Source organism: Pseudomonas sp. zfem002 (assembly GCF_032621685.1).
Taxonomy (GTDB): Bacteria; Pseudomonadota; Gammaproteobacteria; order Pseudomonadales; family Pseudomonadaceae; genus Aquipseudomonas; species Aquipseudomonas japonica.
Genome location: NZ_JAVYJH010000010.1, coordinates 22,394 through 38,289, shown reverse-complemented (window position 1 = coordinate 38,289; position 15,896 = coordinate 22,394). Strand labels below are relative to the sequence as shown.

Genomic DNA, 15,896 nt, shown 5'->3' with positions numbered 1-15,896 from the left:
GGAGACGGCGATGAAGCTGAAGGATACAGGCATCATCGCCGCTCGGGGATCAGCGTGGCAGCTTCAGGTTGTTCCAGATCGCCAGGCTCGGTTCAGCCTGGTTCAGGGTATAGAAGTGCAGGCCCGGTGCGCCGCCTTGCAGCAGTTGTTCGCACATCTGGGTGATGACCTCTTCGCCGAAGGCCTGGATGCTCTTGACGTCGTCGCCGTAGGCTTCCAGCTGCTTGCGGATCCAGCGCGGGATCTCGGCGCCGCAGGCGTCGGAGAAGCGCGCCAGCTTGCTGTAGTTGGTGATCGGCATGATGCCGGGCACCACCGGGATCTTCACGCCCAGCTTCTGCACACGTTCGACGAAGTAGAAATAGCTTTCGGCGTTGAAGAAGTACTGGGTGATGGCGCTGTCGGCGCCGGCGTTGGCCTTGCGCACGAAGTTGGCCAGATCGTCCTCGAAATTGCGTGCCTGCGGATGCATCTCCGGGTAGGCGGCGATTTCGATGTGGAACTGGTCGGCGGTTTCCTGGCGGATGAACTCCACCAGTTCGTTGGCGTAGCGCAGCTCACCGCTGGCCATGCCCATGCCCGACGGCAGGTCGCCGCGCAGGGCGACGATGCGCTTGATCCCGGCAGCCTTGTACTGGGCGAGCAGGGCGCGCAGTTCGGCCTTGCTGTCGCCGACGCAGGACAGGTGCGGTGCGGCGGGGATCTTCACTTCGCTTTCCAGCTGCAGCACGGTGTTCAGGGTGCGGTCGCGGGTCGAGCCGCCGGCCCCGTAGGTGCAGGAGAAGAAATCCGGGTTGTAGCTTGCCAGGGTGCGGGCGGTGGCGAGCAGTTTTTCATGTCCAGCGTCGGTCTTGGTCGGGAAGAACTCGAAGCTGTAACGGCGTTCCTGAGTCATTTCGAAAGTTCCTTCAGCGTCGGATTGCACACCGCAAACCGCCGGCAGGCACCGTGGAAACGGTACCCGCCGGCGGCTGGGGTCGCCTGCGTATCAGTAGCGATAGGCGTGCGGCTTGAATGGACCTTCGACGGCCACGCCGATGTACTCGGCCTGTTTCGGGGTCAGCTGGGTGATCACGCCGCCGAAGCCGCGCACCATTTCCAGGGCCACTTCCTCGTCGAGTTTCTTCGGCAGGACTTCGACGGTCAGGCGCTCGGCCTTCTGCTCGGCGTTCAGGCTGGCGAACTTCTGTGCGAACAGGAAGATCTGCGCCAGGACCTGGTTGGCGAAGGAACCGTCCATGATCCGGCTCGGGTGACCGGTGGCGTTGCCCAGGTTCACCAGGCGGCCTTCGGCCAGCAGGATCAGGTAGTCGTCGTTCTGCGGGTCGAAGTCGCCGTGACCGGTGCGGTGGATCTTGTGCACCTGTGGCTTGACCTCTTCCCACGCCCAGTTCTTGCGCATGAAGGCGGTGTCGATCTCGTTGTCGAAGTGACCGATGTTGCAGACCACGGCGCGCTTCTTCAGGGCCTTGAGCATGTTGGCGTCGCAGACGTTGACGTTACCGGTGGTGGTGACGATCAGGTCGATCTTGCCCAGCAGGGCCGCGTCGATGCTGGCTTCGGTGCCATCGTTGATGCCGTCCTTGAACGGCGAAACCACTTCGAAACCGTCCATGCAGGCCTGCATGGCGCAGATCGGGTCGACTTCGGTGACCTTGACGATCATGCCTTCCTGACGCAGCGACTGGGCCGAGCCCTTGCCCACGTCACCGTAGCCGATCACCAGGGCCTGCTTGCCTGACAGCAGGTGGTCGGTACCGCGCTTGATGGCGTCGTTCAGGCTGTGACGGCAGCCGTACTTGTTGTCGTTCTTGCTCTTGGTGACCGAGTCGTTGACGTTGATCGCCGGGATCTTCAGCTCGCCCTTGGCCAGCATGTCCAGCAGGCGGTGCACGCCGGTGGTGGTCTCTTCGGTGACGCCGTGGATCTTGTCCAGCATCGCCGGGTATTTCTTGTGCAGGATCTCGGTCAGGTCACCGCCGTCGTCGAGGACCATGTTGGCGTCCCATGGCTGACCGTCCTTGAGGATGGTCTGCTCGATGCACCACTCGTATTCCTGCTCGGTTTCGCCTTTCCAGGCGAACACCGGGATACCGGCGGCGGCGATGGCGGCAGCGGCCTGGTCCTGGGTGGAGAAGATGTTGCAGGACGACCAGCGTACTTCGGCACCCAGGGCAACCAGGGTTTCGATCAGCACGGCGGTCTGGATGGTCATGTGGATGCAGCCGAGGATTTTCGCGCCCTTGAGCGGTTGCTCTTCCTGGTACTTGCGGCGCAGGCCCATCAGTGCGGGCATTTCCGATTCGGCGATGATGACTTCGCGACGGCCCCAGGCGGCCAGGGAGATGTCGGCGACCTTGTAATCGGTGAAACCTGCAGGCGTGTTTACAGCGCTCATGTAGAGCCTCCATTCGTAGTGTGCGAATGGGCGCCGTTGTGCGTTGAGCGTCCGCGGGCGAGCCGTGGACAACGCCCCGACCGAGCCTGACAGGAGCGAACCTGCTGCAGCGCCCCTCGGTCGGGTGGCGGGAGCGACGACCGCGGAGGGTCGGCGCCGGATAAAAACGCGGGGATTATAGCCGGGCTTTCGTGTCGGCCCAAGGATTAAAGCAGCGCGCACGACCGGTGACTGGACCATGGTCGTACAAAGGCCGTGGACATGGCCTGCAAAAATGCGGCTACCCTGTACGGGCGGGGCCCGGGAGGCCCTGCTTCACCTGTCCGGTTGTCAGGAGCACGCATGAATTTCCACACCCGCAAGTGGGTCAAACCCGAAGACCTCAACCCCAACGGCACCCTGTTCGGCGGCAGCCTGCTGCGCTGGATCGACGAGGAAGCGGCGATCTACGCGATCGTCCAGCTGGGCAACCAGCGCGTGGTGACCAAGTACATTTCCGAGATCAACTTCGTCAGCGCCTCGCGCCAGGGCGACATCATCGAACTGGGCATCACCGCCACCGAGTTCGGCCGCACCTCCATCACCCTCAAGTGCGAAGTGCGCAACAAGATCACGCGCAAGGCGATCCTCACCGTCGACCGCATGGTCTTCGTCAACCTTGGCGAGGATGGTCTGCCGGCGGCGCATGGGCGGACGCAGATCAAGTATGTCCAGGACCAGTTCCCGGACAGTACGGTGGAATAACCGGCGTGCGGATGGGGCCCCCGTAGGAGCGTGGCTTGCCCGCGAAAGGACCGCGTAGCGGTCCCGATGTGGTTTACCCCGTCATCGGGACCGCTACGCGGTCCTTTCGCGGGCAAGCCACGCTCCTACGAGGTGATGCGCGCGTGCCTCAGGGCTGTCAGGTTGGTTGCTCGCTGACACCCCGAACGACGCGGCCGACGGTCAACCCCTGTACCAGGATCGACGACAGCACCACGATGTAGGTGATCGACAGCAGCAGGTCCCGCTCCTCGCCCACCGGCAGCGACAGCGCCAGGGCCACCGAGACACCCCCGCGCAGACCACCCCAGGTCAGCACCCGCACCGTGCCCTTCGGCACACTGCGCCAGCGTCGCAGCAGGAGGATGGCCGGCGCCACGGTCAGCAAGCGCGAAGCCAGCACCGCCAGCGCCAGCACGCCGCCGGCCGCCAGGTGCATCCAGTTGAATGGCAGCAGCAACAGCTCCAGGCCGATCAGGGCGAACAGCAGGGCGTTGAGCATGTCGTCGATCAGTTCCCAGAAACCGTCCATGTAGCGCCGGGTCATGTCGTTCATCGCCAGGTTGCGTCCCAGGTTGCCGATGATCAGCCCGGCCACGACCATGGCGATCGGCGCCGAGACGTGCAGCTCGTAGCACATCGCCGAGCCGCCGATGACCAGGGCCAGGGTCAGCATGACCTCGACCTGGTACTGCTCGATGCTCTTGATCATGCGGTAGGTGGCGTAGCCGATCAGGCCGCCGAAGATCACCCCGCCGATGGCCTCGCGCACGAACAGGAGGGCGGTGTCGGAGACGCTCGGGGTCTCGCCGAGCTGGATGATCCCCAGCAACACGGTGAACACCACCACCGCGGTACCGTCGTTGAACAGCGATTCGCCGACGATGGTGGTCTTCAGTGGTTTCGAGGCGTTGGCGGTACGCAGCGCGCCGAGCACCGCGATCGGGTCGGTCGGCGAGATCAGCGCGCCGAACAGCAGGCAGTAGATCAGGCTGACGTGCCAGCCGAACAGGGCGAACACCCAGTGGGCCAGGTAACCGATCACCACGGTGGCGATCAGCACGCCGAAGGTGGCCAGCAGGCCGATCGGCCAGCGATAGCTGCGCAGGTCGGTGAGGTTGACGTGCAGGGCGCCGGCGAACAGCAGGAACGACAGCATCCAGTGCATCAGCAGGTCATTGAAATCGATCTGGTTCATCAGGCCCTCGACCCGCTCTTCCAGGCCGGGGTAGCCGATCAGGCTCAGGCCTTGAAGCATCAGGGAGAACAGCAGGGCGGTGACCATCACGCCGATGGCGGGTGGCAGGCCGATGAAGCGGTAGTTCACGTAGGTGAGCAGAGTGGTGAGGCAGATAAACGCGGCAACTAATTCGAGCATCCTGATTCCTGTAGCGGCTTCCAAGTCGGTGCCCACGCGCGGCGGGCACCAGGTTTGATGACCGTTCGCGCGCTTGGGGACACAGTTTTTTTCAATGTCGCGATTGACAGCGTGCTGGCTGTTTTGTTGCGAGTGGTTGAAACTCCGCCCTCTGGTGGACGGACCCGGTCCGTGGATGGCGAAGGAATCGAGACGTGGTAGCGACTTCCCTGGTGCTCGTCGCGGCACTGCTGCATGCAACCTGGAACACCCTGGTCAAGTTCAGTGGCGAGCGCCTGCTGATGATCGCCAGCATGGACAGCGTGGCGCTGGTGTTCGCCGTGGGCATGGTCGGCTTCGTCGAGTTCCCGCCGGCCGGGATCTGGCCGTGGCTGCTGGCGTCGGCGTTGTTCGAGCTGCTCTACCGCTTCCTGCTGATCCAGGCCTACAAGGTCGGTGACCTCGGCCTGGTCTATCCGTTGATGCGCGGCCTGTCGCCGCTGGTGGTGCTGGCACTGACCCTGGTGTTCGCCGGCGAGCAGCTGAGCAGCCAGCAGATCCTCGGCATCCTCCTGATTCCCTGCGGCATGGCCTGCCTGCTCTGGCATGGCGGCGGCGGTGACCGCCTGCCCTGGAGCATGCTGCCGGTGGTGGCGCTGATCGGGCTGTGCATCGGTTGCTACACCTGGCTCGACGGCCAGGCCATCCGCCGCTGGGCGCAGCCGCTGGACTACCTGGTGTGGCTGACCCTGGCCTGCTCCCTGCCATTTCCGCTGATCGCCGGCGTGGCCCGGCGCGCGCCGTTCGTGATGTTCTGGCGCAGCCAGTGGAAGCTGGGGTTGACGGTCGGCGTCTGCGTGTTGCTGAGCTACGCTCTGGTGCTCTGGGCCATGCACCTGGGGTCGGTGGCGGAAGCGGCGGCGCTGCGCGAGGTCAGCGTGATCCTCGTGGTGCTGATGGGCATGCGCTACCTCAAAGAACCTTTTGGCGGACCCAGGCTCTTAGCCTGTGCGCTGGTGCTGCTGGGCATGCTGGTGATGAAGCTCTGACCGGCCGCGAACTCTCACATTGCAAAGGACCTGACCATGACCGTCGCTTTCTGGTGCGTACTGATCGCGTTGATGCTGCCGTACCTGTGCACCAGCATCGCCAAGATCGCCAGTGGACGTTTCAATCTGCAGCAGAACCATGATCCACGGGCGTTCCAGGACCGCCTCGAGGGCATGCCGCGCCGTGCTCATTCCGCGCAGTTGAACAGCTTCGAGATTCTCCCGGCGTTCATCGCGGCGGTGCTGATCGCCGATGTGGTGGGCAATGCCGAGCAGGTGACCCAGGACGTGCTGGCGGTGCTGTTCATCACCAGCCGGTTGCTCTACATCATCTGCTACCTGGCGGACTGGGCGGCGTTGCGCTCGCTGGTGTGGTTCGTGGGGGTGGGGTTGATCGTGGGGTTCTTCGTGGCTTCGGCCTGACTTGACGGCCTCATCGCGGGCAATGCCCGCTTGTGTCTTCAGGACCTCTTAAAATCAAGGTGTGAGAGCGGTGGATGGCAGACTGGATGCCGGCGGTGCCCTAGAGCACGTGTGGGAGCATAGTCGCCATCCACCTCTCACTCTGACCCGAAGCCCGAGCCCGGGATAGGTCAGAGCGCTCTCACTTCCGAAGTGTAAGAGGGTCTGACCATGATTTCCTGCTTCGTTGGTATCGATGTCTCCAAAGCCACCCTGGACGTGGCTTTCTGGCCTGAACGCTCCAAGCCGTTTCAGCTCAAGAATGATCCTGAAGGCATTGCTCAAATGCTGGTATGCCTGAATGAGATTGAACCTGAGCGGGTCGTACTGGAGGCCACGGGCGGCTACGAGAACGCCGTATTCAAAGCGTTGCGCGTAGCTGGGTTGAACGCCACCCGGGTGAATCCCAAGCGTTCACGTGCCTACGCGGATGCCGTCGGGCAAATAGCCAAGACGGACAGAATCGATGCCCAGATACTGGCGAAGTTTGCTCAGCACCTCGAAACCAGGACGCTGGTTGAACCCAGCCAGGCGCGCGATGAACTGGCAGAACTGGTCAAGCTCAGGGACCAGATCATAGGGCATCGGGACGATGATCGGCGCCGCGCCAAACAAGCTACTTCGGCGATAGCGCTTGCCTTTTTCGCCAGTCACATCGCCTCTCTGGAGGCTGAGCTGAGGTCACTGAACAAACACATTGATCTCGCCACGAAGGCGCTGGACCGCGACAAGGTCGAGCGCTTGCAGTCAATAAAGGGGATCGGGCGGGTCACGACGGCCAAGCTGTTGGCCTACCTGCCTGAGCTGGGCCTGTTGACGGGGCGCGAGATCACGGCCTTGGTGGGACTGGCGCCGTACAACAAGGACAGCGGTAGCAAGAGTAGCCCCAGGCACATTGAGGGTGGGCGCTACAAGGTACGCGGAGCCTTGTACATGGCTGCCTGGGTAATGATCAGGCATACCGCTGACTTCAAGGCTCGCTACAACGCCCTGATAGCTCGCGGCAAATGTTCCAAGAAGGCTGTGGTCGCGTGCATGCGTGTATTGCTGATACGTCTGAATGCCATGATGCGAGATGGTGTGTCGTGGAAGGGGCGCCCGCTGCCTGAAAAAGCACCAGGACTGAAATATTGAGCGGGGTTTTCGCCAGCAACACCGGAGAGCTGTGTTGCTGGCGAAGCTATGTCTGGAGGAATCGTTTTTAAAAAAGTCCTCGAAGACAGTTGCTCCCACAAGGTCCGCGTACACCGCCGAACCTGTGGGAGCTGGCGTTGCCAGCGATGAGGCCCTCAAGGCCTATCACCCTATCCAGTGATACACCGGCGCATCCGCCCCACTCTCCACCTTCACTTCGCTGCTATGCCGCAAGCGCACCAGCAACCGCTTGCCCGCCGCGGTACTCCCGGCCAGCCCCTCCAGCAACTCCAGCAACGCCGGCCCGTCCATTTCCCCGGCCTTGCGCAGCAACTCCTTTGCCGCCAGCCACAAGGTGTCGTCCGGCCGCGCCTGTGCCACCGGCGCACTGGCACTGACCGGCGCCGCCACGGACTCAGCCGCCCTTCCGGCCAGGCTGGCCCATTCCGCCGGATCCAACTCGATGGTCAGATCCACCGGCCACTCGCCGATATGTCCTCGAATTCGCACGATTGCACTCTCCCTCGATGAAGACGGCCATGCTCCCATGCGCGCCCCCGCTCGCCAAGGCACCCCTTCCACGGGCCACTTACTTTGTTATAACATTTCAAAACCTTTCCAAGCCCGCTTCGGAGTTCCGCCCATGCGTCGCCTGCTGCTTGCCTTGCCCTTTGCGCTGCTGCCCCTGGCCCTCACCGCCCACGCGCATGCCGATCACGATCACGAGCATGACCACGCCCACGGCAGCCTCGGCGCCCACGAGCACGGCGTCGCCCACCTGAACGCCGTGCTCGATGGCAACACCCTGGAACTGGAACTGGAAAGCCCGGCGATGAACCTGGTGGGTTTCGAACATGTCGCCCAGAGCGATGCCGACAAGGCCAAGGTCGCCGCCGTGCGCGCGCAACTGGAGCAACCGCTGAAACTGTTCGGCCTGAGCGCCGCCGCCGGCTGCAAGGAAAGCGACCAGGAGCTGGAAAGCCCGCTGTTCGGCGATGCCCCGGCCAAGGATGACGACGGTGACGGCGACGAGCACGAACACGGCCACAGCGATATCCACGCCCACTACCGTTTCGAGTGCGCCAAGCCGGAGCAGTTGGCGAGCCTGGACCTGGCCCCGCTGTTCAAAACCTACCCCTCGACCCAGAAAATCCAGCTACAACTGATCGGGCCGAATGGGCAGAAAGGCGTCGAAGCCACGCCGAACAGCCCCCGGATCACTTTCTAAGTCACCTTCTTGCAGTGAAGCGCCCGGGGTAACCCGGGCGTCGACATATGAGCCAGGCACTGATTGAACTGACCGACCTGGGCTTCGCCTGGCCGGGTCACCCGCCCCTGCTGGACATCCCCACCCTGCGCCTCGAAGCCGGCGAGTCGCTGTTTCTCAAAGGTCCCAGCGGCAGCGGCAAGACCACCCTGCTGGGCCTGCTCGGCGGTGTGCAGAAGGCCGACCGCGGCACTATCCGCCTGCTCGGCCAGGACCTCGGCGAGCTGAGCCAGAGCGCTCGCGACCGTTTCCGCGTCGACCACACCGGCTACATCTTCCAGCAGTTCAACCTGCTGCCGTTTCTCTCGGTGATCGAGAACGTCGAGCTGCCCTGCCGGTTTTCCAGGGCCCGCGCGCAACGGGCGATCCAGCGTCACGGCAGCGTCGCCGAAGCGGCCACGCAGTTGCTCGCGCACCTCGGCCTGAAGGATCCGGAGCTGCTCGCGCGCCGCGCCGACAGCCTGTCCATCGGCCAGCAGCAACGGGTCGCCGCGGCCCGCGCGCTGATCGGCCAGCCGGCGCTGGTGATCGCCGACGAACCGACCTCGGCCCTCGATGCCGACACCCGCGAGGCCTTTATCCGCCTGCTGTTCGCCGAATGCCGCGACGCCGGCTCGAGCCTGCTGTTCGTCAGCCATGACCAGAGCCTGGCGCCGCTGTTCGACCGCCAGCTGTCCCTCGCCGAACTCAACCGCGCGGCCCGTCCCGCCAGCGACACGGAGGCCTGATGTACCTGCTCCGCCTTGCCCTGGCCAGCCTGGCCAACCGCCGTTTCACCGCCTTTCTCACCGCCTTCGCGATCGCCCTGTCGGTGTGCCTGCTGCTGGCCGTCGAGCGGGTGCGCACCGAGGCGCGGACCAGCTTCGCCAGCACCATCAGCGGCACCGACCTGATCGTCGGCGCGCGCTCCGGCTCGGTGAACCTGCTGCTGTATTCGGTGTTCCGCATCGGCAACGCCACCAACAACATCCGCTGGGACAGCTTCGAGCACTACGCCAATGACCGCCGGGTGAAATGGGCGATCCCGATTTCCCTCGGCGACTCGCACCGCGGCTACCGGGTGATGGGTACCACCGAGGCGTATTTCGCCCACTACCAGTACGGCCGCCGGCAGAATCTGGAACTGAGCCAGGGCCGCGCCTTCGCCACGGACCCGTTCGAAGTGGTGCTCGGCGCCGAAGTGGCCGAGGCCCTGCACTACACGCTCGGCGACAAGCTGGTACTGGCCCACGGCGTCGCCGCCATCAGCCTGGTCAAGCACGACGACAAGCCGTTCACCGTGGTCGGCGTGCTCAAGCGCACCGGCACCCCGGTGGACCGCACCCTGCACATCAGCCTCGGCGGCATGGAAGCCATCCACATCGACTGGCACAACGGCGTGCCGGCCCGCGGCGACGGGCGCATCAGCGCCGACCAGGCGCGCAACATGGACCTGACTCCGAGCGCCATCACCGCCGTCATGCTCGGTCTCAACAACAAGGTGGCAACCTTCGCCCTGCAGCGGGAGATCAACGAATTCCGCGGCGAACCGCTGCTGGCGATCCTCCCCGGCGTGGCCCTGCAGGAGCTGTGGAGCCTGATGGGCACGGCGGAGCAGGCACTGTTCGTGGTGTCGCTGTTCGTGGTCCTGACCGGGTTGATCGGCATGCTCACGGCGATCCTCACCAGCCTCAACGAACGCCGGCGGGAAATGGCCATTCTGCGCTCGGTGGGCGCGCGGCCCTGGCATGTCGGCGGCCTGCTGGTGCTGGAGGCGTTCGCCCTGGCCGTGGCCGGGATCGGCGCCGGCCTCGGCCTGCTCTACGTGGGAATCGCCGCTGCCCAGGGTTACGTGCAGGCCAACTATGGGTTATACCTGCCGCTGGCCTTGCCGAGCAGCCACGAATGGACCCTGCTGGCGATCATCCTCGGCGCCGCGGTGCTGATGGGCAGCATCCCTGCCTGGCGGGCCTATCGACAGTCCCTGGCCGATGGCCTGTCCATTCATCTGTGAGTACCCGTGCAATGCGCCGTGCCCTGTCGTTGCTGTTGTTCATCGCCCTGCCCGCCCTGGCGGGCGAACCGCGAACCCTGGAATGGCCACAGCTGATTCCGCCCGGCGCGCCGGTGATCGCGCCGCAACTGGCGCCGATCCACAACCTCTCGCAACTCTCGCAACTGGGTGACGCGCTGGCAGCCGAAGCGGCGCCGGCGGCCCAGCAGCAGGTGCCTGACGCACCGGTGGTGAAGGCGCTGGACGGCCAGCAGGTGAAGTTGCCGGGTTATATCGTGCCGCTGGAAGTCAGCGAGGAAGGACGCACCACGGAGTTTCTCCTGGTGCCCTACTACGGCGCCTGCATCCATGTGCCACCGCCGCCGTCGAACCAGATCGTGCATGTGGTCAGCGAGATCGGCATCAAGGTCGAAGAGCTGTACCAGCCGTACTGGATCGAAGGGCCGATGCGCGTCCAGTCGTCGTCCAGTGAGCTGGCCGAGGCCGGTTACCAGATGGATGCCGAGAAGATCTACGCCTACGAACTACAATGAATGGCCGCGCCGGGGCGCCTTCGCTTTCATTGAGCTGAATCAAAATTCCCCCTTCGGCAGCTCCTTAACATTGGGACCATCGAATCCAAATGTCCCCTGGGAGCTTCCATGAACAAGTCCTTGCTCGGCGCCTCGCTGATCGCCCTCGCGCTCACGGCCCCTGCCGCCTACGCCCACAAAGCTGGTGATTTCATCGTCCGCGCCGGCGCCGCCACCGTTGCTCCGAACGAGGACAGCGGCAATCTGAAGCTCGACGGCGCCAAGGTCAGCGGCACCAAGGCCACGGTGGACAGCGACACCCAGCTGGGCCTGGCCTTCGCCTATATGGTCACCGACCACGTCGGCATCGAATTGCTCGCCGCCACACCGTTCCAGCATCAAGTGAACGTCAAGGGTCTCGGCGCGGCGCTGGATGGCAAGCTGGCCGACATCAAGCACCTGCCACCGACCCTGTCGGTACAGTACTACCCGATGGACGCAGGCTCGAAGTTCCAGCCGTATGCCGGCATCGGCCTGAACTACACCCTGTTCTTCAATGAAGACCTGACCAGCGAGCGCAAGTCGCAAGGCTTCAGCAACATGAAGATGAAGAACTCGGTCGGCCTGGCTGGCCAGCTGGGCATGGATTACATGGTCAGCGACAACCTGCTGGTCAACGCCTCGGTCTGGTACGTCGACATCAACACCGAAGCCAGCATCGACGGCCCTAGCGCCCTGGGCGTGGGCAAGACCAAGGTCGATGTGGATATCGATCCGTGGGTGTACATGGTGGGTATCGGGTACAAGTTCTAAGACCCGGAAACACTTGGGGCCGCTTTGTGGCCCTTCGCGACGGTTCGGCGCGAAGGGCTGCAAAGCGGCCCCAAACTCGTATCAGCGACCCAGCAGGCGAGCCAGTCCTTCCGCCAGCGGCGTTGCCACCGGAAACGCGAAGCGCGTCAGCAGCCTGCTGTTGTCCGCCCGCGAATGACGGATATCGCCACTGCGCGCCGGCCCGTAGCTGACCGCCGGCAGATCCCCCAGCACGCTTTTCAGCGCCGCCAGCAACTGGTTCAGCGAGGTGGCCTGGTTCAGCCCGATATTCACCGCGCCCTCTTCCACCTGCGGCATTTCCAGGGCCTGCAGCATCACCGACACCAGGTCGCCGACATAGAGAAAATCGCGGGTCTGCTCGCCATCGCCGAACACGGTGATCGGCGTGCCGCTCAGCGCGCGCTCGCAGAAGATGCTGATCACCCCGGAATACGGCGAGGACGGATCCTGGCGCGGCCCGAAGATGTTGAAGAAGCGGAACACCACCGGCTCCAGGCCATGCTGGCGACGATAGAAGTCCAGGTACTGCTCGCTGGCCAGCTTGTCCACCGCATAGGGCGTCAGCGGCGCCTTGGTGACCTCCTCGCCGATCGAAAGCCCTTCGCCGTTGTTGCCGTACACCGCGGCACTGGAGGCGAACAGCACACGCTTGATGCCGGCCAGGCGCATGGCCTCGCAGACATTCAGGGTGCCGACGAAATTGCTCCGGTGCGTGCGCACCGGGTCATCCACCGAGGCCTGCACGGAAGCCACCGCGGCCAGGTGGACCACGGCGCGACAGCCTTCGGCGGCCTTCGCCACCAGGGCGGCGTCGGCGACATCGCCTTCGATCAGTTGCAGCCTGGGGTTGTCCAGTTGCAGGTTGGCCCGCTTGCCGGTGGACAGGTCGTCCAGCACGCGCACGGCGTAGCCGTTTTCCAGCAGGGCGTCACACAGGTGGGAACCGATGAAGCCGGCGCCACCGGTGATGAGAATGGGGGCATCAGCCATGACGGTAGAATCGATCCAGTAGGGTCGGCAGGCCGGAGCGCCAGGCGCGCGGCTTGATGCCGAAGGTGTGGAGAATTTTCTTGCAGGCCAGCACCGCATGCTGCGGCTCTTCGAAAGCGTCGGCGCGGGCGGCATGGGCCTGGGCCGTCGGTGCCTCGACCGCCAGCTGGCGCAGTTGCGCCGCCTCGCCGAGGATCGCCTGGCCCAGCGCCAGCGGGGTGGTCGCTTCGTTGCCGGCGTAATGGTAGGTGCCCCACAGCGGCGCGGCACAGTCGAGCTGCTTGAGCACCGAGAGGATCACCCGCGCGGCGTCATCCACCGGGGTCGGGTTGCCGCGGCGATCGTCCGCCAGCAGCAGTTCCTGGGCGACCTCGGCACGGGTCAGGAAACGCCCGAGCACACCGTCGATGCTGTCGTCCAGCACCCAGCCGAAGCGCAGCAGCACATGCTGCGGGCAGGTCGCCCGCACGCTCTGCTCGATGCGCCACAGCGCCTGGCCACGCAGGCCCAGCGGCACCGGCTCGTCCTTCTCGCTGTAGGCGGTGGCGCGCGAACCGTCGAACACGCGGTAGCTGGAAGGCTGGACGAGGATGATGTTGTGGTGCTGACACAGTTCGGCCAGGCGCTCCACCGAACGCTCCTGCGACGCCAGGCGCTGTTCGCTGACCGACTCGGCCTGGAACCAGTCGAAGTAGTAGGCCAGGTTGACCAAGGCGTCCGGGCGAGTGTCGTCGAGCAACTGGGTCAGGCTGGCGGCATCCCAGCCCTGCTCCGGCGGACGTGGCGCGAGAAAGCCGATGTCCTCCTCCGCCCCGAGACGAATCAGCGCTTGCCCAAGGGCATTTCCACCACCCAACAGCATCAGGCGCATTCGCATACGTTCAGCAGGTCCGCTCAGGTTGATTGAAAGGGAAAGCGCATAGTTTGCGGCTTCCGCCAGGGGAAGTCCAACCCGCCCAACGACACGGCACGTTTAACCCGGCCCGGCAATACGGGCACTTTCCCACACTGTGAATTAAGAATCAGCTTACACCGGCAAAAGAACCTGCCGACTTCGATAGTCGAAAAAACCACCTTCAATATGACACCCAGCGGTTCCCTGTCTACGCAGTCGGGAGCCACTCCGGGCAAGGACCGCCCAGGACCCGTCAGCTCACTAAGGAAGGTTTCCTCATGAAAGACTGCGAAGTCGCCACCCTGAAGTTCGACAACGAGCAGCTCGACCAACTGCACACGGCCAGCCTCGACCTCGCCCGCCATGGCGGGCCGCAGGCCCCCGGCGCCGCGCTCAAGGCCCGGCTGTGGGCGCGGCTGCTGGAAGCGCGCCTGGATCCGGTGCAGCAGGCCACGGTGAACCTGTTCGCCGACGGCCGCCTCGCCGCCCTGCTCTTCGCCCGCCTGCGCGCGCCCAAGGACGATCCGTTGCCCGAGCAACTGCCGGAACTGCGCGTGCTGGAGAAGGATCTCACCTGCCTCTACCTGGGCGCGCGCAACCAGGTGTTGCTGGAGCTGGTGCGCTACCGGGCGTTCGCCTTCGATATCGACAACGACGGCAAGCACCTGCGCCTGGTCGGCAACTTCAAGGGCGGCGGGCGCCAGCCCAGGCCCGGCGAAAACCGCCAGACCCCGGTCGAACTCAGCTCCCATGCCGGCCTGCGCCTCGGCCCGCACACCGAGGCGCCGTACCACTGCTCGGTGCTGGCCCGCGACGGACACTCGCCGGCCCCCTCGGCGCTGGTCCTCAGCGCCCGCTGGAACCCGGCCAACCAGCCCACGCGCATCGTCCCGCTGCGCGCGGTCATCGAAGGCCTGGGCAGCCTCGACGTGCTGGCGCTCAATTCGCGCTCCTTCGACTTCACCCGCAGCGAATGCTTCGTCGATGGCCGCGGCGCCGGCGGCAGCGCCACCTCGATCATCGACTTCGACGCCCAGGGCGGCTTCAGCGTGCGCTACAACGCCTACCGCTTCTCCCTCAACGAACAGGCCAGCGACGCCGCGGCCCGGGCGTTCGATGCCTTCCAGGCGCGCCTGGCGCAGACACCGTCTGTGGATTTCGTCCTGCAGCCCGACAGCGTCCTGCTGGTCAACAACACCCGCGCCCTGCATGGCCGGGAGCGCCTCGACGACAACCGCCGCCTGCTGGTGCGGCTGTTCGGCTATTCACGCTTCGCCCGTCCGCTGATCCTCCGAGAAGACCCGCTGCTGGTTCGCGGCTGAACACCTGGAGCGCCGGTCCCATGCGGGAGGCCTATTCGATCTCGAACAGACCGTTGCGGATCGGCCCCGCGGTCAGGCGTTCACGGACGTCGTCGTCGATCCGCGGATCGTCCGGGCGATACAGCTTCACCTGGCGGTAGGCGTTGATGCGGTTGATCTCCGGGCCCAGGTATTCCCAGACCACCCGGGTACAGGCGGGCGTGCGCCGGTCGCCGCTGGAGACCCCGGTCTTGAGGCCGTTGAGACGGGTGATGCGGCTCTTGAAGCTGGGGATCAGCACCGTCTGGCTCATCTCGTTGACGGTCAGCGACTCGTAGTCGAGCAGGAACACCCGGTCCTGCAACTGGAACGCCGCGCCCAGGTAGCGGCAGCGCGTCCAGTCCTCGGCCTGCACGTCGGTACTGCTGGAGCGCTCCTGGCGCTCCTGGCGTTCGAACAGGTAGTTGCCGTTCTCCTCGCGCAGGTGCACCAGCGACAGCAGGATGCTGCCCGGCACCGACATGCAGTTGGAGTACTCGAAGTAATAGCCGCAGTAACGCGACAGATTGCCGGCGTGCTCGCGCAGCGGGCGCAGCAGATCGAGCAGGGGGTCGTGCTGCACCGTATTGGCCACGGCGCTGCCACGCGCGCCGATCAAGCGGGCGAACTGCTCCGGCGGCAGGCCCAGCTCGTAGTCCTCGACACCGAAGAAGTCGCCGATGCGCTTGAGGTTGTACGCCGTCGGCTGGCTCTGCCCGCTCAGGTACTTGTTGAATTGCGCCCGGTTGATCGACAGCTGGCGGCAAACCTCGGAGATAGAGCGGTAGTGGCTGCAGGCCAACTTGAGGTTGATGCCGAGGTTTTCACTCATGAAGGGAAGTCCGATTGATGCGATGAGTGCGAGTTTAGCATCAAGTCGCACCAAAACAGAGCAACTGGCGA

At 64.7% G+C, this 15,896-nt stretch carries 17 protein-coding genes and 1 riboswitch; of the genes, 10 read left to right on the top strand and 7 right to left on the bottom strand.

Going from position 1 to position 15,896, the window contains the following annotated elements:
- Positions 1-49: 49 nt before the first annotated feature.
- Together metF and ahcY are read right to left on the bottom strand one after the other, a co-directional pair.
- On the bottom strand, positions 50-895 hold the full coding sequence (gene metF / locus RTI28_RS13545) for a methylenetetrahydrofolate reductase [NAD(P)H] (RefSeq protein WP_316920902.1): 846 nt from the start codon (positions 893-895) through the stop codon (positions 50-52).
- 93 nt (positions 896-988) lie between these two features.
- Complete coding sequence (gene ahcY / locus RTI28_RS13540) at positions 989-2,398, bottom strand: adenosylhomocysteinase (RefSeq protein WP_316920901.1); 1,410 nt, start codon at positions 2,396-2,398, stop codon at positions 989-991.
- A 21-nt stretch (positions 2,399-2,419) separates the two neighbouring features.
- Positions 2,420-2,522: riboswitch (S-adenosyl-L-homocysteine riboswitch) on the bottom strand.
- A gap of 218 nt (positions 2,523-2,740) precedes the next feature.
- Here ahcY and RTI28_RS13535 point away from each other — a divergent pair.
- Positions 2,741-3,142, top strand: a complete 402-nt coding sequence (locus RTI28_RS13535) for an acyl-CoA thioesterase (RefSeq protein WP_316920900.1) — start codon at positions 2,741-2,743, stop codon at positions 3,140-3,142.
- 157 nt (positions 3,143-3,299) lie between these two features.
- Here RTI28_RS13535 and RTI28_RS13530 read toward each other — a convergent pair whose 3' ends face one another.
- Entirely contained in the window at positions 3,300-4,538 is a 1,239-nt protein-coding gene (locus RTI28_RS13530) for a sodium:proton antiporter (protein ID WP_316920899.1), read from the bottom strand.
- 194 nt (positions 4,539-4,732) lie between these two features.
- Between RTI28_RS13530 and RTI28_RS13525 the strand changes: the two genes are divergently transcribed.
- The 3 genes from RTI28_RS13525 (at position 4,733) to RTI28_RS13515 (ending at position 7,162) form a co-directional block, all read left to right on the top strand.
- On the top strand, positions 4,733-5,566 hold the full coding sequence (locus RTI28_RS13525) for an EamA family transporter (protein ID WP_316920898.1): 834 nt from the start codon (positions 4,733-4,735) through the stop codon (positions 5,564-5,566).
- Between the two features lie 36 nt (positions 5,567-5,602).
- The gene (locus RTI28_RS13520) at positions 5,603-5,989 is read left to right on the top strand and encodes an MAPEG family protein (RefSeq protein ID WP_316920897.1); all 387 of its coding nucleotides are present in this window, start codon (positions 5,603-5,605) and stop codon (positions 5,987-5,989) included.
- A gap of 210 nt (positions 5,990-6,199) precedes the next feature.
- Entirely contained in the window at positions 6,200-7,162 is a 963-nt protein-coding gene (locus RTI28_RS13515; protein ID WP_316920896.1) for a transposase, read from the top strand.
- Positions 7,163-7,327: 165 nt separating this feature from the next.
- Here RTI28_RS13515 and RTI28_RS13510 read toward each other — a convergent pair whose 3' ends face one another.
- Positions 7,328-7,672: a hypothetical protein gene (locus tag RTI28_RS13510; RefSeq protein ID WP_316920895.1), complete on the bottom strand. Its 345-nt coding sequence runs from the start codon at positions 7,670-7,672 to the stop codon at positions 7,328-7,330.
- A gap of 133 nt (positions 7,673-7,805) precedes the next feature.
- Here RTI28_RS13510 and RTI28_RS13505 point away from each other — a divergent pair, with 133 nt between their 5' ends.
- The 5 genes from RTI28_RS13505 (at position 7,806) to RTI28_RS13485 (ending at position 11,747) form a co-directional block, all read left to right on the top strand.
- Entirely contained in the window at positions 7,806-8,390 is a 585-nt protein-coding gene (locus RTI28_RS13505) for a DUF2796 domain-containing protein (RefSeq protein WP_316920894.1), read from the top strand.
- Positions 8,391-8,437: 47 nt separating this feature from the next.
- Entirely contained in the window at positions 8,438-9,157 is a 720-nt protein-coding gene (locus RTI28_RS13500; RefSeq protein WP_316920893.1) for an ABC transporter ATP-binding protein, read from the top strand.
- The gene (locus RTI28_RS13495; protein WP_316920892.1) at positions 9,157-10,422 is read left to right on the top strand and encodes an ABC transporter permease; all 1,266 of its coding nucleotides are present in this window, start codon (positions 9,157-9,159) and stop codon (positions 10,420-10,422) included. Before RTI28_RS13500 ends, RTI28_RS13495 begins: the two co-directional genes overlap by 1 nt.
- Positions 10,423-10,433: 11 nt before the next feature.
- Positions 10,434-10,955 (top strand): DUF3299 domain-containing protein, encoded by a 522-nt coding sequence (locus RTI28_RS13490; RefSeq protein ID WP_316920891.1) that lies wholly within the window; start codon positions 10,434-10,436, stop codon positions 10,953-10,955.
- Between the two features lie 108 nt (positions 10,956-11,063).
- On the top strand, positions 11,064-11,747 hold the full coding sequence (locus RTI28_RS13485) for an OmpW/AlkL family protein (RefSeq protein ID WP_316920890.1): 684 nt from the start codon (positions 11,064-11,066) through the stop codon (positions 11,745-11,747).
- A gap of 81 nt (positions 11,748-11,828) precedes the next feature.
- Here the strand turns inward: RTI28_RS13485 and RTI28_RS13480 are convergent, their stop codons facing one another.
- Together RTI28_RS13480 and RTI28_RS13475 are read right to left on the bottom strand one after the other, a co-directional pair.
- Complete coding sequence (locus RTI28_RS13480; RefSeq protein ID WP_042123583.1) at positions 11,829-12,758, bottom strand: NAD-dependent epimerase/dehydratase family protein; 930 nt, start codon at positions 12,756-12,758, stop codon at positions 11,829-11,831.
- A complete protein-coding gene (locus tag RTI28_RS13475; protein WP_316920889.1) occupies positions 12,751-13,635 on the bottom strand; it encodes a sugar nucleotide-binding protein in 885 nt (294 codons plus the stop codon). Before RTI28_RS13475 ends, RTI28_RS13480 begins: the two co-directional genes overlap by 8 nt.
- 296 nt (positions 13,636-13,931) lie before the next feature.
- On the opposite strand from RTI28_RS13475, the gene RTI28_RS13470 reads away from it, so the two are divergent.
- Positions 13,932-14,975 carry a TauD/TfdA family dioxygenase gene (locus tag RTI28_RS13470; RefSeq protein WP_316920888.1) on the top strand — a complete coding sequence of 348 codons (1,044 nt, stop codon included), beginning with the start codon at positions 13,932-13,934 and terminating at the stop codon, positions 14,973-14,975.
- 31 nt (positions 14,976-15,006) lie between these two features.
- On the opposite strand, the gene RTI28_RS13465 is transcribed toward RTI28_RS13470, so the two are convergent.
- Positions 15,007-15,825: a helix-turn-helix transcriptional regulator gene (locus RTI28_RS13465; RefSeq protein WP_316920887.1), complete on the bottom strand. Its 819-nt coding sequence runs from the start codon at positions 15,823-15,825 to the stop codon at positions 15,007-15,009.
- Positions 15,826-15,896: the final 71 nt, after the last annotated feature.

Bases quoted from the DNA above. Each gene is read 5' to 3' on its own strand.
- RTI28_RS13485 (WP_316920890.1), top strand. From the start codon at position 11,064: ATGAACAAGTCCTTGCTCGGCGCCTCGCTGATCGCCCTCGCGCTCACG.
- RTI28_RS13495 (WP_316920892.1), top strand. From the start codon at position 9,157: ATGTACCTGCTCCGCCTTGCCCTGGCCAGCCTGGCCAACCGCCGTTTC.
- RTI28_RS13475 (WP_316920889.1), bottom strand. From the start codon at position 13,635: ATGCGAATGCGCCTGATGCTGTTGGGTGGTGGAAATGCCCTTGGGCAA.
- RTI28_RS13490 (WP_316920891.1), top strand. From the start codon at position 10,434: ATGCGCCGTGCCCTGTCGTTGCTGTTGTTCATCGCCCTGCCCGCCCTG.
- RTI28_RS13465 (WP_316920887.1), bottom strand. From the start codon at position 15,825: ATGAGTGAAAACCTCGGCATCAACCTCAAGTTGGCCTGCAGCCACTAC.
- RTI28_RS13515 (WP_316920896.1), top strand. From the start codon at position 6,200: ATGATTTCCTGCTTCGTTGGTATCGATGTCTCCAAAGCCACCCTGGAC.
- RTI28_RS13505 (WP_316920894.1), top strand. From the start codon at position 7,806: ATGCGTCGCCTGCTGCTTGCCTTGCCCTTTGCGCTGCTGCCCCTGGCC.
- RTI28_RS13480 (WP_042123583.1), bottom strand. From the start codon at position 12,758: ATGGCTGATGCCCCCATTCTCATCACCGGTGGCGCCGGCTTCATCGGT.
- RTI28_RS13470 (WP_316920888.1), top strand. From the start codon at position 13,932: ATGAAAGACTGCGAAGTCGCCACCCTGAAGTTCGACAACGAGCAGCTC.
- RTI28_RS13520 (WP_316920897.1), top strand. From the start codon at position 5,603: ATGACCGTCGCTTTCTGGTGCGTACTGATCGCGTTGATGCTGCCGTAC.
- ahcY (WP_316920901.1), bottom strand. From the start codon at position 2,398: ATGAGCGCTGTAAACACGCCTGCAGGTTTCACCGATTACAAGGTCGCC.
- metF (WP_316920902.1), bottom strand. From the start codon at position 895: ATGACTCAGGAACGCCGTTACAGCTTCGAGTTCTTCCCGACCAAGACC.
- RTI28_RS13535 (WP_316920900.1), top strand. From the start codon at position 2,741: ATGAATTTCCACACCCGCAAGTGGGTCAAACCCGAAGACCTCAACCCC.
- RTI28_RS13530 (WP_316920899.1), bottom strand. From the start codon at position 4,538: ATGCTCGAATTAGTTGCCGCGTTTATCTGCCTCACCACTCTGCTCACC.
- RTI28_RS13500 (WP_316920893.1), top strand. From the start codon at position 8,438: ATGAGCCAGGCACTGATTGAACTGACCGACCTGGGCTTCGCCTGGCCG.